This window comes from Blastococcus capsensis (genome assembly GCF_030165005.1).
Lineage (GTDB): Bacteria > Actinomycetota > Actinomycetes > Mycobacteriales > Geodermatophilaceae > Blastococcus > Blastococcus capsensis.
This window is the reverse complement of sequence record NZ_JASNNW010000017.1, coordinates 25,315-38,119: the sequence shown is the minus strand read 5'-3', so window position 1 is coordinate 38,119 and position 12,805 is coordinate 25,315. Positions and strand designations below refer to the sequence as shown.

Annotated in this window: 12 protein-coding genes; 1 reads left to right on the top strand and 11 read right to left on the bottom strand. The window is 73.2% G+C overall.

The genetic code is table 11. From position 1 onward, the window contains the following. Positions 1–378 precede the first annotated feature (378 nt). The 8 genes from dapB to QOZ86_RS15005 form a co-directional block, all read right to left on the bottom strand. A complete protein-coding gene (gene dapB, locus QOZ86_RS15040) occupies positions 379–1,176 on the bottom strand; it encodes a 4-hydroxy-tetrahydrodipicolinate reductase (protein WP_284492787.1) in 798 nt (265 codons plus the stop codon). Positions 1,177–1,224: 48 nt separating this feature from the next. Continuing rightward, positions 1,225–1,572, bottom strand: coding sequence for a VanZ family protein (locus QOZ86_RS15035; RefSeq protein WP_284492786.1), 348 nt, complete (start codon positions 1,570–1,572; stop codon positions 1,225–1,227). An 8-nt stretch (positions 1,573–1,580) separates the two neighbouring features. Beyond that, positions 1,581–2,882, bottom strand: a complete 1,302-nt coding sequence (locus QOZ86_RS15030) for a M16 family metallopeptidase (protein ID WP_284492785.1) — start codon at positions 2,880–2,882, stop codon at positions 1,581–1,583. A gap of 56 nt (positions 2,883–2,938) precedes the next feature. After that, positions 2,939–5,203 (bottom strand): polyribonucleotide nucleotidyltransferase, encoded by a 2,265-nt coding sequence (locus QOZ86_RS15025; RefSeq protein ID WP_284492784.1) that lies wholly within the window; start codon positions 5,201–5,203, stop codon positions 2,939–2,941. A 274-nt stretch (positions 5,204–5,477) separates the two neighbouring features. Beyond that, complete coding sequence (rpsO, locus tag QOZ86_RS15020) at positions 5,478–5,747, bottom strand: 30S ribosomal protein S15 (RefSeq protein ID WP_284492783.1); 270 nt, start codon at positions 5,745–5,747, stop codon at positions 5,478–5,480. Positions 5,748–5,916: 169 nt separating this feature from the next. Beyond that, the gene (locus tag QOZ86_RS15015) at positions 5,917–6,954 is read right to left on the bottom strand and encodes a bifunctional riboflavin kinase/FAD synthetase (protein WP_284492782.1); all 1,038 of its coding nucleotides are present in this window, start codon (positions 6,952–6,954) and stop codon (positions 5,917–5,919) included. Between the two features lie 14 nt (positions 6,955–6,968). Next, positions 6,969–8,108, bottom strand: coding sequence for a branched-chain amino acid aminotransferase (locus QOZ86_RS15010; protein WP_284492781.1), 1,140 nt, complete (start codon positions 8,106–8,108; stop codon positions 6,969–6,971). A gap of 105 nt (positions 8,109–8,213) precedes the next feature. Next, positions 8,214–8,552, bottom strand: coding sequence for an antibiotic biosynthesis monooxygenase family protein (locus QOZ86_RS15005; RefSeq protein ID WP_284492780.1), 339 nt, complete (start codon positions 8,550–8,552; stop codon positions 8,214–8,216). 57 nt (positions 8,553–8,609) lie between these two features. Here QOZ86_RS15005 and larB point away from each other — a divergent pair, with 57 nt between their 5' ends. Continuing rightward, positions 8,610–9,284 (top strand): nickel pincer cofactor biosynthesis protein LarB, encoded by a 675-nt coding sequence (larB, locus tag QOZ86_RS15000; protein ID WP_284492779.1) that lies wholly within the window; start codon positions 8,610–8,612, stop codon positions 9,282–9,284. 46 nt (positions 9,285–9,330) lie between these two features. On the opposite strand, the gene truB is transcribed toward larB, so the two are convergent. From truB to QOZ86_RS14985, 3 genes are all read right to left on the bottom strand, one after another. Beyond that, positions 9,331–10,245 carry a tRNA pseudouridine(55) synthase TruB gene (gene truB, locus QOZ86_RS14995; RefSeq protein WP_284492778.1) on the bottom strand — a complete coding sequence of 305 codons (915 nt, stop codon included), beginning with the start codon at positions 10,243–10,245 and terminating at the stop codon, positions 9,331–9,333. 157 nt (positions 10,246–10,402) lie between these two features. After that, positions 10,403–11,656 carry an MATE family efflux transporter gene (locus tag QOZ86_RS14990; protein ID WP_284492777.1) on the bottom strand — a complete coding sequence of 418 codons (1,254 nt, stop codon included), beginning with the start codon at positions 11,654–11,656 and terminating at the stop codon, positions 10,403–10,405. 143 nt (positions 11,657–11,799) lie between these two features. Beyond that, positions 11,800–12,798 carry a DHH family phosphoesterase gene (locus tag QOZ86_RS14985; protein ID WP_284492776.1) on the bottom strand — a complete coding sequence of 333 codons (999 nt, stop codon included), beginning with the start codon at positions 12,796–12,798 and terminating at the stop codon, positions 11,800–11,802. Positions 12,799–12,805: the final 7 nt, after the last annotated feature.

Below are 12,805 nucleotides of genomic sequence, written 5' to 3'. Positions count from 1 at the left end.
GCGAGCTGACACTCGCGATATCAATCAACCAAAGGAATCCCTGCCACAACCACAAGAGCCATGACACGGGGTATTACTTGGCACTGACTTTCGGCACGCTGTTGAGTTCTCAAGGAGCGGACGCGCAGAAACTCGACCCTTCCGGGCTCCGTCCCTGGCTGGATGTCCAACTCTACGCCGGTTTCCAGCAGCCCGTCTACCGGGGGCTGGTCCGGCGGCCCTTGCGGGCCGCGCGGCGCAAAGAGAAAGTTACACCGCCCCCCGACCCCGGTCAAACCCGGCCCCCGTGACGCCCGCCACGCCCCGGTGACGGGCTGGAACGGCCCCGCGTCAGGGTCCCGCCCGAGCTCGCGAGGGAAGGGGGGACGCGGGGTCCTTTCAGAGGCCGAGGAAGTTCTCGATGCCCACCGTCAGGCCCGGCCGGCGGCTGATCTCCCGGACGGCGAGCAGCACACCCGGCATGAAGGACGCCCGGTCGTAGGAGTCGTGCCGCAGTGTCAGGGTCTCCCCCGCCGCACCCAGGAGGACCTCCTGGTGTGCGACGAGTCCGGTCAGACGCACGGCGTGCACGGGCACACCCTCGACGTCCGCCCCACGCGCGCCCGGGAGGGAGTCGGTGGTCGCGTCGGGCGAGGCCGGCAGCCCGGCCGCGCGCCGTGCGGACGCCACGAGCCGGGCCGTCCGCACGGCCGTCCCCGAGGGCGCGTCCACCTTGTTGGGGTGATGCAGCTCGACGATCTCCACCGACGGGAAGAACCGCGCCGCCTCCTGGGCGAAGCGCATGAGCAGGATGGCGCCGATGCCGAAGTTGGGGGCGATGACCACACCGACCTCGGGCTTGGGCTCCAGCCACTCGGCGACGGTGGCCAGCCGCGACTCGTCGAAACCGGTCGTACCGACCACACAGTGGATGTTGTTGTCGATGCAGAAGCGGATGTTGTCCATGACGACGTCGGGCCGGGTGAAGTCCACGACGACCTGGGCACCGGCGTCGGCCACGTTGAACAGCCAGTCGCCGTCGTCGACCATCGCGACGAGCTCCAGGTCCTCGGCGTCGTTCACCGCCTTGACCACCTCGGTGCCCATCCGGCCCCGCGCGCCGAGCACCCCCACCGGGATCAGCGCGGATGCGCGGTTGGCGGGAGCGGGCTGCTGGTCGGTCGCGCTGGTGGTCACCCGATCAGATTTCCCGGCCCGGGGCCGGGACGCAAGACAGCTCGGGGATCAACGCGGCCGACGAGTGGCCCGGCGCCATGCCAGCAGTCCCACGACGACGCCGATCGCGTCAGCGACCAGGTCCAGGAACGACATGGACCGGGCCAGCGGGGTCAGCCCTTGCAGGAGTTCGCTGGCGGCCGCGTAGGACAGCAGCGCAGCCGCCAGCGGAGCCGCCCGTACGCCTGCCCACCGGCCGCTGACCGCCAGCGCGGCGAACAGCAGCACGTGGACCACCTTGTCGGTCCCCGGCGGCCCCGATGGCACACCGGACGCCGGCGCGAACAGCACCACCAGCGACACCAGGACGACGAGCCCGAACGCGACCCGGGCCGGAACCCCGCCGGCAGCACCCACCCCGGACGTCAGAGACGGTCGAGGTCGGATTCGCGGTAGGGCCCGACGACGGCGAGGCAGGTCTCCCGGCCGAAGAGCTCCGCCGCGACCGACCGCACCTGCGTCTCGTCCACGGCCTCGATCCGCACGAGCACATCGCGCACCGGCACGTACTCGCCGTAGGACAGCTCGCTCTTGCCGAGCCGGCTCATCCGCGAGCCGGTGTCCTCCAGCCCCAGGACCAGGCCGCCCTTGAGCTGACCGCGCGCCCGGGCGACCTCCTCGCCGGTCAGCCCGTCGGCGGCCACGCGGCCGAGCTCCTCCCGGACCAACCGGAGGACCTCGGGTACCCGCTTCTTGGAACAGCCGGCATAGACGGAGAACGCCCCCGCGCCGGCGTAGTGCGTGAGCGCGGAACCGACGCTGTAGACCAGCCCGCGCTTCTCCCGGATCTCCTGGAACAGCCGCGAGCTCATGCCGCCACCGACCGCGGCGTCGAGGACGGCGGCCACGTAGCGTCGCTCGTCGTGCCGCCCCATCGCGGGGTTGCCCAGCAGCAGGTGCGTCTGCTCGGTCCGGCGCGAGATCAGCCCGGTGGACCGGGCCGGCCGCACGAGCTCCACGTCACCGGTGCGCAGCGGTGCCGGGCGAGCGGCCCCGGCCAGCCGGTCCCCGAACGCGGCGGTCACCAGGTCCAGGACCTGCTGGTGGTCCACCCGTCCGGCCGCCGTCACCACGATGGAGGGGGCGGTGTAGCGCGAGCGGTACCAGCCGTCGACGTCGTCGCGGGTGAGCCCCTCGATCGACTCCACCGTGCCGAGCACCGAGCGGCCCAGCGACGTGTCGCCGAAAAGGGTCTCGGCGAAGAGGTCGTGCACGGCGTCGGAGGGCTCGTCGTCGCGCATCGCGATCTCCTCGAGCACCACCGTCCGCTCGGACTCCAGGTCCGCCGCGGTGTTCGTGGCGTCGGTGACCAGATCGGCCAGCAGCGTCACGGCCAGCGGCAGATCACTGGCGAGCACGTTCGCGTAGTAGCAGGTGTGCTCCTTGGCGGTGAACGCGTTCATCTCACCGCCGACGGCGTCCATGGCCGTCGCGATCTCCAGCGCACTGCGCGCGGAGGTCCCCTTGAACAGCAGGTGCTCGAGGAAGTGCGACGAGCCGGCCACGGCCGGCGTCTCGTCCCGGGAGCCGACTCCGACCCAGATGCCCAGGGTCGCCGAGAGGACCCCCGGCATGGTCTCGGTCAGCACCCGCAGCCCGCCGGTCAGCTCGGTACGTTCCACCCGGCCGCCGACCTCGTCGAGGTCCAGCAGCGCGGTCGTCCCCACGGGAACCGGGGCGGGTGCGTCAGCACCCGCCCCGGGCCGGATCAGATCAGTCGTGATCAGTCACCCGCAGGAGCGGCGTCGGCCGGAGCCTCGGCGGGGGCGTCCGCACCCTCGGCGGCGACCGGCGCGAGGCTGATCTTGCCGCGGGCGTCGATGTCGGTGATCTCGACCTGCAGCTTGTCGCCGACGTTGACGACGTCCTCGACCTTGGCGATGCGCTTGCCACCACCGAGCTTGCTGATGTGCACCAGGCCGTCCTTGCCCGGGAGCAGGGAGACGAACGCGCCGAACGGCGCGGTCTTGACGACCGTGCCGAGGAAGCGCTCGCCGACCTTGGGCATCTGCGGATTGGCGATGGCGTTGATCCGGTCCACCGCGGCCTGGGCCGAGGGGCCGTCGGACGCGCCGACGTAGATCGTGCCGTCGTCCTCGATGGTGATGTCCGCGCCGGTCTCGTCCTGGATGGCGTTGATCATCTGGCCCTTGGGACCGATGACCGCGCCGATCTTGTCGACCGGGATGCGCACCGTGGTGACCCGCGGGGCGTAGGGGCTCATCTCGTCGGGGCCGTCGATGGCCTCGCCCATGACGTCGAGGATGTGCAGCCGGGCCGCGCGGGCCTGGGTCAGCGCACCGGCGAGGACGTCTGAGGGGATGCCGTCGAGCTTGGTGTCCAGCTGCAGGGCCGTGACGAACTCCTTGGTGCCGGCGACCTTGAAGTCCATGTCACCGAAGGCGTCCTCGGCCCCGAGGATGTCGGTCAGCGCGACGTACTCCGTCTTGCCGTCGACCTCGTCGGAGACCAGACCCATGGCAATGCCGGCGACGGGGGCCTTCAGCGGCACACCGGCGTTGAGCAGGGCCAGCGTCGAGGCGCAGACCGAGCCCATCGAGGTGGACCCGTTGGATCCGAGCGCCTCGGAGACCTGCCGGATGGCGTAGGGGAACTCCTCGCGGTCGGGCAGCACGGGAACGAGCGCCCGCTCGGCGAGCGCGCCGTGGCCGATCTCGCGGCGCTTGGGCGAGCCCACGCGGCCGGTCTCCCCGGTGGAGTAGGGCGGGAAGTTGTAGTTGTGCATGTAGCGCTTGCGGTTCACCGGCGACAGCGTGTCCAGCTGCTGCTCCATGCGGAGCATGTTCAGCGTGGTGACACCCAGGATCTGGGTCTCGCCGCGCTCGAACAGCGCCGAGCCATGGACCCGCGGGATGACCTCGACCTCGGCCGACAGCGGCCGGATGTCGGTCAGTCCGCGGCCGTCGATACGGACCTTGTCGCGCAGGATGCGCTGGCGGACGACCTTCTTGGTGAGCGCACGGAAGGCTCCGGAGATCTCTTTCTCGCGGCCCTCGAACTGGCCGGCCAGCGCGGCCTTGACCCCGTCCTTGAGCGCGTCGGTGGCATCCTCGCGCTCCTGCTTGCCGGCGATCTGCTGCGCCTGGGCGAGCTTGTCGCCGACCTGTGCCTCGACGGCGGCGTAGACGTCGTCCTGGTAGTCCAGGAAGCGCGGGAACTCGGCGACCGGCTTGGCGGCCTTCTCGGCGACGGCGGCCTGCGCCTCGCACAGCGCCTTGATGAACGGCTTGGCGGCCTCGAGGCCCTGGGCCACGACCTCCTCCGTCGGAGCGGGGGCGCCACCGGCGACCAGCTCGATCGTCTTCTCGGTGGCCTCGGCCTCGACCATCATGATCGCGACGTCGCCGTCCGGGAGCACGCGACCGGCCACGACCATGTCGAAGACGGCGTCCTCGAGCTCGGCGTGGGTCGGGAACCCGACCCACTGGCCGTTGATCAGGGCGACGCGGGTGCCGCCGACCGGGCCGGAGAACGGCAGGCCCGACAACTGGGTGGACGCCGAGGCGCCGTTGATCGCGAGCACGTCGTAGAGGTGCTCGGGGTCCAGCGCCATGACCGTGATGACGACCTGGACCTCGTTGCGCAGGCCCTTGGCGAAGGTCGGGCGCAGCGGGCGGTCGATCAGGCGGCAGGTGAGGATCGCGTCCTCGGACGGGCGGCCCTCGCGACGGAAGAACGAGCCGGGGATGCGCCCGGCGGCGTACATCCGCTCCTCGACGTCGACGGTCAGCGGGAAGAAGTCGAACTGCTCCTTCGGCTGCCGGCCGGCCGTGGTGGCCGAGAGCAGCATGGTGTCGCCCATGGTGACGACGACGGAGCCGGCGGCCTGACGGGCGAGCCGGCCGGTCTCGAAGGTGACGCTGCGGCTGCCGAAGCTGCCGTTGTCGATGACCGCGGTGGCGGTGGTGACCCCGTCCTCGGGGTCGAACTCGGCGGCGATGCTGCCGGTGGTGGTGGGTGCGGACATGTGTCCTTCTCTCTTCTCGTCGCATCGGCCTCGTGCCGACCTGCGACTCCTCTGACGGCCTCTCGCCGTCCTGCGTCCGGGGCGACCGGTGCTCGATCGAAGCCCTCGGGCGGTGTCGTTCCCCTCTCCGGGGAACCGATACATCCCGGGAGCCACTACCGAGGACCGGCCCGGGGAGGGCGCGTCCGGCGGCGGGCCGGTTCTCCCCGTGCGGCGGGTGCCGCACGAGGAAGGGGACCGTCCCGGTGTGAACCGGGACGGCCCCCTCGTCGTACTAGCGGCGCAGGCCGAGCCGCTCGATGAGCGAGCGGTACCGGTTGATGTCGGTCTTCGCCAGGTAGTTCAGCAGCCGGCGACGCCGGCCGACCAGCAGGAGCAGACCCCGCCGGCTGTGGTGGTCGTGCTTGTGCATCTTGAGGTGCTCGGTGAGGTCGCTGATCCGGCGGGTCAGCATCGCGACCTGCACCTCGGGCGAACCGGTGTCCTTCTCGACCGTCGCGTACTCGGTCATGATCTGCTGCTTGAGCGCGCTGTCCAGCGCCATGGTTCGCCTCCTGGGGCGGGTCACGTGTGGTCCCCGGTCTGGTTCACGGGGGCAGGCTGCACACACGCCGGGAGTACCGGCTGCCACGAGGCTACCAGCGGCGGTAGCACGGTCGTGCCCAGTGGGCGCCCGAGGCCATGTCCGACGTCGTCCTCGGACGACACCGCGGTCAGGAACCGTCCCCCGGTGACGTCGAGCCCGTCCCGTCGCTCCTCGGGTGGCCTCCGGCCCCACTCGTCGCGACACGGGCGGGCATTCCCAGGGCGCTCCGCGTGGCGGACACGTCCTGCGCCATCGCGGCCAGCAGCGCCTCCACCCCGTCGAAGGCGGCCATCGGGCGCAGCCGGGCGGCGAACTCCACCCCGACGTGCTCGCCGTAGAGGTCGCCGCTGTAGTCCAGCGCGAACGCCTCGACCGTGCGCCGGGTGCCCTCGAACGTCGGGTTGGTGCCCACCGAGATCGCGGCCGGCAGCCGCTCGCCGCTCGTGCCGTCGTCGTGCCTGGTCACCAGGTGGCCGGCGTAGACTCCGTCGGCCGGGATGGCGGTGAACGGGGCGGTCTCCACGTTGGCCGTCGGGTACCCGAGCTCACGTCCGCGCCGGTGGCCGCGCACGACGACGCCGTCGACCCGGTGCGGCCGGCCCAGCGCGCGGGCCGCCGGTTCCATGTCCCCCGCAGCGATGCAGGCCCGGATGTACGTGGAGGAGATGGTGACCTCGCCGGCGTCGGAGGAGTCCTGCGCCAGGGGCACGCCCTCGACGGAGAAGCCGAACCGGCGCCCCTCCTCGGCCAGGGAAGTGGTGTTCCCGGCCGCCTTGTGCCCGTAGGTGAAGTTCTCCCCCACCACCACCTGGGCGGCGTGCAGGCGCTCGACCAGCACGGTGTGCGTGAAGGTCTCCGGCACGAGGCGGCTGAACTCGGGGGTGAACGGCAGCACGCACATGGCGTCCACGCCGAGACCGGCGACGAGCTCGGCCTTGCGGTCCAGCGCGGTGAGGATCGCCGGGTGGGAGCCCGGGCGCACCACCTCGGCCGGATGCGGGTCGAACGTCAGCAGCAGGCAGGGACGGCGCATCGCCCGCGCCCGAGCGACGGCGGCCCCGATGAGCTTCTGGTGGCCGCGGTGGACGCCGTCGTACATCCCGATGGTGACCACCGAGCGGCCGAGATCCCCCGGGGTGGCCTCCAGCCCCCGCCAGCGCAGCATGCGACCGGTTCCGGTCAGGAGACCCGGTGCAGCCAGCCGTGCGTGTCGGCCACCCGCCCGTGCTGGATGTCGAGCAGTGCCTCCCGCAGCCGCATGGTGAGGCTGCCCGGCGTCCCGTCGCCGACGGCGAAGTCACCGGTACGGGCCTTGACCTCACCGACCGGCGTGATGACCGCGGCGGTGCCACAGGCGAAGGTCTCGGTGACCGTCCCGTCGGCGACCCCCTGCCGCCATTCCTCCAGGCTGACCTTCCGCTCGGTCACCCGGTGGCCCAGCTCACGCGCGACGGTGATCAACGAGTCGCGGGTGATACCGGGGAGCAGGGTGCCGGAGAGCTCGGGAGTCACCAGCTCGGCGTCCTCGCCCGACCCGAGGACGAAGAACAGGTTCATCCCGCCCAGCTCCTCGATGTACTTCCGCTCCACGGCGTCGAGGTAGACCACCTGGTCGCACCCGAGCGCGCTGGCCTGCTGCTGCGGACGCAGGCTGGCGGCGTAGTTGCCGGCGCACTTCACGTCGCCGGTGCCCCCGGGCGCGGCCCGCACGTAGTCCTCGGACACGTAGACCGAGACCGGGTGGACCCCGCGGGGGAAGTAGGCGCCGGCCGGGCTCGCGATGACGAGGAACAGGTACTCGTGCGCCGGGCGGACGCCCAGGAAGGACTCGCTGGCCAGCTGGTACGGGCGCAGGTACAGCGTCTGGTCGGGGCCGGTGGGCACCCAGTCGCGGTCGGCGTCGACGAGCGCGTCGACGGCGGCGAGGAACGCCTCCTCGGGCACGGGTGGCATGGCCAGGCGCTCGGCGCTGCGGATGAATCGGGCAGCGTTGGCCTCGGGGCGGAAGGTCGCCACGCTGCCGTCGGGCTGGGCGTAGGCCTTGAGCCCCTCGAAGATCGACTGCGCGTAGTGCAGTGCGGCGGTGCCCGGATCGAGCGGTAGCGGGCCGTACTGCGTCAGCCGGGCGTCGTACCAGCCCTCACCTTCGCGGTACCGCGCCACGAACATGGAGTCGGTGAACTGCCGGCCGAAGCCGGGATCGGCCAGCACCTCCGCGCGCTCGGTGGTGGAACGGCGCTGCACGTCCTCCACGACCACCGGCACGTCCGCGAGGAACATCCGCGAGGAGGTACGGCTGTCGGCGAGCGTGTCGGTCATGGCTCCCACCTGGGCGTGCTGTGTCATGGCACCGGTCCGGCGGCGCGCTGGGCCGGTGCACCGGCCTCGCGGGGCGCGGGACCGGCGCCGTCACAGTAACCCCGGTCAGACCTGGTTCTCCTGGTTGGCCTTCGGCCCGGCGTACTCGAGCACCTCGTAGGTCCAGACGTGCGCCGAGTGCGAGGCGGCGGAGGCGAGCGTGTCGCCGCCGCCGGCGTGGGCGCGGTCGAAGTCCTGGCTCGACTGCCAGGACTCGTAGGCCTCCTGGCTGCTCCACCGGGTGTAGACCAGGTACTGGTCGGTGCCCTCCAGCGGACGCAGCAGTTCGAACCACTCGAACCCCGGCGTGCTCTCGACGGCTCCCGCGCGCCCGCGGAAACGCTCCTCGAAACGCTCCTGCTTGTCTTCGGGCACGGTGATCGCGTTCATCTTCACGACGCTCATGGCTCTCCCCTTCCCGGCGGGCGCGACGGTCAACCGCCGGTGCGGCACCCTGGGCGGGTGACCTCCGACCGCACCGTCGATCTCGGCTTCGCCCGCCTGGACGTGGACCGGGCCACACGCACCGGCACGCCAGAGGTGGTGTTCGCGGCCGGCAAGACACCGGCGGAGACCGTGGCCTGCCTGGCAGGGCTGCTCGACGGCGGCGTCCGCCCGGCGTGGGCGACCCGGGTGGACGACGCCACGGCCGCGGCCATCCGCGACCGCTGGCCGGAGGCGGTGGTCGACGAGCAGGCCCGGTGCGCGGTCGTCGGCCCGCTGCCCGAGCCCGTGGGCGAGGTCCTGGTGCTGAGCGCCGGGACCTCGGACGGCCCGGTGGCGGCCGAGGTCGCCGCCACCCTGCTGGCGTGCGGGGTGGGCTGCCGCCGGGTCGACGACGTCGGTGTGGCCGGGATCCACCGGGTGCTGGCCGTCGTTCCCGACCTGGCAGAGGCCGACGCGGTGGTCGTCGTCGCCGGGATGGACGGTGCCCTCCCCGGCGTGGTGGCGGGGCTCACCGACCGACTCGTGGTCGCGGTGCCGACGTCGGTGGGTTACGGCGCCGCGTTCGACGGGCTGGCCGCGCTGCTCACCATGCTCACCGCCTGCGCACCGGGGGTGCTGGTCGTGAACATCGACAACGGCTTCGGCGCCGGGGTGGCCGCCGCCCGCATCGCCCGCTCGGCCCGGCGGTAGCGCCCGGGGCCGGGCATCGGAGCCGTGCCGCCGGGCCGCCACCCGGTCAGGACGGCGGGAAGCCGACCGCCACCCGGGCGGTGCTGCCGGCATCCTCCACGAGCGCCGCCAGCCGGCCGTCGGGGTCGACGGCGGCGTGCAGGCCCCCGGCCCCGGTCGCCGGGATGCGCTGGCCGTAGGAGAGCGCCCGGGCCTCCTCGGCGGTGAGCCGTCGCTCGGGGAAGACGAGCCGGGCGGCCTCGGTGAGCGCGAGGAACCCCGGCCCGCCGCCGGCCACGAGCGAGGCCGCCGCGTCCTCCACCACGCGGGCATCGGCGACCGGAAACGGCCCCGAGGCGGTGCGGCGCAACGCGGTCAGGTGACCGCCGACAGCCAGGCCTGCGCCGACGTCGCGCGCGATGGCCCGGATGTAGGTGCCGGCGGTGCAGTCGACCGTCACGTCCACGTCCACGAGGTCCGGGGTCGGCCGGGTGATCCGGTGCACCTCGAGCCGGTGCACGGTGACCGACCGGGGGGCCAGCTCCACCGTCTCCCCCGCCCGCACGCGGTCGTAGGACCGGCGGCCGTCCACCTTGACGGCGCTGACCGTCGAGGGCACCTGCTGCAGGGGTCCGGTCTGCGCGGCGAGCGCGGACCGGACGGCGTCGTCGTCCAGGTGCGCGGCCGGCGTGGTGGTCAGCACCTCGCCCTCGCGGTCGTCGGTGACCGTCGCCTGGCCGAGCCGGATCGTGGCCTGGTAGGTCTTGCCATGGCCACCGACGTGCCCGAGCAGCCTGGTCGCGGCGCCCACACCCAGGATCAGCAGCCCGGTCGCCATCGGGTCGAGCGTCCCGGCATGCCCGACCTTGCGCACCGACAGCGCCCGCCGGGCACGGGCCACGACGTCGTGGGACGTCATGCCGCCGGGCTTGTCCACCAGCAGCAGGCCGGGCGGGACATCGGCATCGGGACGGCGACTCACTGCTCGACTCCGCCCTCGTTCCGCCCCTGGGTCCATGCGGGCCGTCGCTTCCGCGCTCGCTCCGCTCCTCGCTCGCTGGCGTTCGCTGCGATGCTCACTCCCTGCCGGCTCCGGGCATCTCCCTGCGATGCTCGCTCGGGCGCCGTTCTCGCGGTACTCATGCGGCAACCGTCTCAGGCGCGCCCGTCCAGCGATCACCCGCCACCCGGGCCAGCACCCCGACCAGGCGCAGCGCGATGAAGAGTGTCAGCCCCGTCCACACGCCCGCCAGGCCCCAGCCCAACGGCGCGGACAGCAGCGACAGCGGCAGGAACCCGACCAGCGCGGCGCCGATCGTGAGCGTGCGCAGGTACCCGACGTCCCCGGCGCCCATCAGCACGCCGTCGAGGGCGAAGACCACCCCCGCCAGCGGCTGGAAGCCAGCGAGGAACCACCAGACGACGGCGGCCTGCGCCAGCACCGCCGGATCGTCGGTGAACAGTGGCGGCACCACGTCCCGCAGGGCCAGGAGGACAGCGGCCACGAGGCACCCGGTGCCCAGCCCCCATGCCGTGACCCGCCGGGCGGTGCTCCGGGCATCGTCCGGGCGACCTCCTCCCAGCGCCTGCCCGACCAGGGTCTGCGCGGCGATGGCGTAGGCGTCGAGCACCAGCGCCAGGAAGAAGAACAGCTGCAGGGCGATCTGGTGCGCCCCGAGGGCGGCCGCGCCGGCGCGGGCGGCGACACCGGCGGCCACCAGGAAGGCCAGCTGGAGGACCGCCGCGCGCAGGAGCAGGTCCCGGCCGATGACCAGTTGCCGCACGATGGCCCGCGGGCGCGCGCCCCACGCCACCCCCTCCGCGGACAGCGCTCGCAGGAACAGCGCGGCGGTCAGCGCCTGCCCGGCGACGTTGGCCACCGCCGAGCCGACCAGCCCGAGGCCGGCCTGGTGCACCAGCAGCGGGCACAGCAGGAGGCTGAGCAGGCTGCCGGCGACGACGTAGCGCACCGGCCGGCGCAGCTCCTGCACCCCGCGCAGCCAGCCGTTGCCGGCCAGCGAGACCAGCAGGAGCGGGGCGCCGAGCGCGGCCACCCGCAGCCACCGCTCCCCCGCCTCGGCCACCGGCCCCGCACCGCCGGCCAGCACCCGGGTGAGCGGGCCGGCGAGGAGCTGGAACGCGACGAGCACCAGCAGACCCAGCGCGAGCGCCAGCCAGGTGGCCTGGACTCCCTCCTGGACGGCGCCCTGCCGGTCACCGGCCCCGGCCCGGCGGGCGGCCCGGGCGGTGGTGCCGTACGCCAGGAAGTTCAGCAGCGCCGCCGCCCACGCCAGGAGACCGCCGCCGACGGCGAGGCCGCCGAGCGCCACGGTGCCGAGGTTGCCGACGACTGCCGTGTCCACCAGCAGGTAGAGCGGCTCCGCCGCCAGCACGACCAGCGCCGGGACGGCGAGCCCCAGGACGGAAGGGGAATCGGATCGCGGGGGCCGGAGGCCTCCCGATCCGGTTGCCGGATCCGGCTCAGCGGCGGTCGGGGACGACTCCTGGCCGCGGTGCGGTCCGGAGGACCGCGGAGTCATGGTCGGCCGGAGGCCGACAGGTTGTGGAGCGCTGCCCGCAGAGTGGCGACCGTGCCCTCGCGGTGGAGGTGGGAGGTGTAGCCGGCCGCTGCACGGTGGCCACCGCCGCCCAGCGCCATGGCGATGCGGGCCACGTCGGTGGCCCCCCGCGAGCGGAGGGACACCGACCACGAGCCGTCGTCCTGACCCTTGAGAACGCAGGCCACGTCGGCCTCCTCGGCCGAGCGGATGACGTCGACCAGCGCCTCCAGCTGCTCGCCGGGCAGGCCGTGCTCGGCCGCCTCGGCGGTGCTGGACCAGGTCCAGACCAGGCCGGCGCCGACCTCGGGTTCCAGCGTCGCCCGCCCGGCGACCACCGAGAGCAGGCCGAGCCAGCCGAACGGCGCCGTGTCGAACAGGCGGCGGCTGATGGCCGCATGGTCGATGCCGGTGCTGAGCAGGCGCGCCGCGAGTTCGTGCGTCTCGGGCCGGGTGCTGCCGAAGCGGAACGAGCCGGTGTCCGCCGCCAGGCCGGCGTACAGGCACGTGGCCAGCTGTGCGTCCAGCGGCACACCCATACCGTCGAGCAGGTCGGCGACGAGCGTCACCGTGGCGGGTGCGGTGGGGTCGACCAACCGCACCCGCCCGAACCCGGGGTTGCTGGCGTGGTGGTCGACGACCACCGAGGTGGCCGCGCGGTCCAGCAGGGGCGCCAGTTCACCCAGCCGCGACGGGGACGCCGCATCGAGGCTGACGAAGACGTCGGGCGACGACGGCACGGCATCGGCGGGCACCAGCCCCTCGGCGCCCGGGAGCCAGCCGAGAGAGGCCGGCAGCGTGAAGGGACCCGGGAAGGTCGCCAGCACCCGTGCCCCCCGCCGGCGCAGGCCGTCGGCGAGCGCCAGGGTGCTGCCGAGCGCGTCGGCGTCGGGCTGGACGTGACCGGAGAGGACGACGGTCGCGCGGGACCGCGCGGCCTCGGCGAGCACCGCGGCCGCGGACCGGATGGCCGTCACCAGCGCA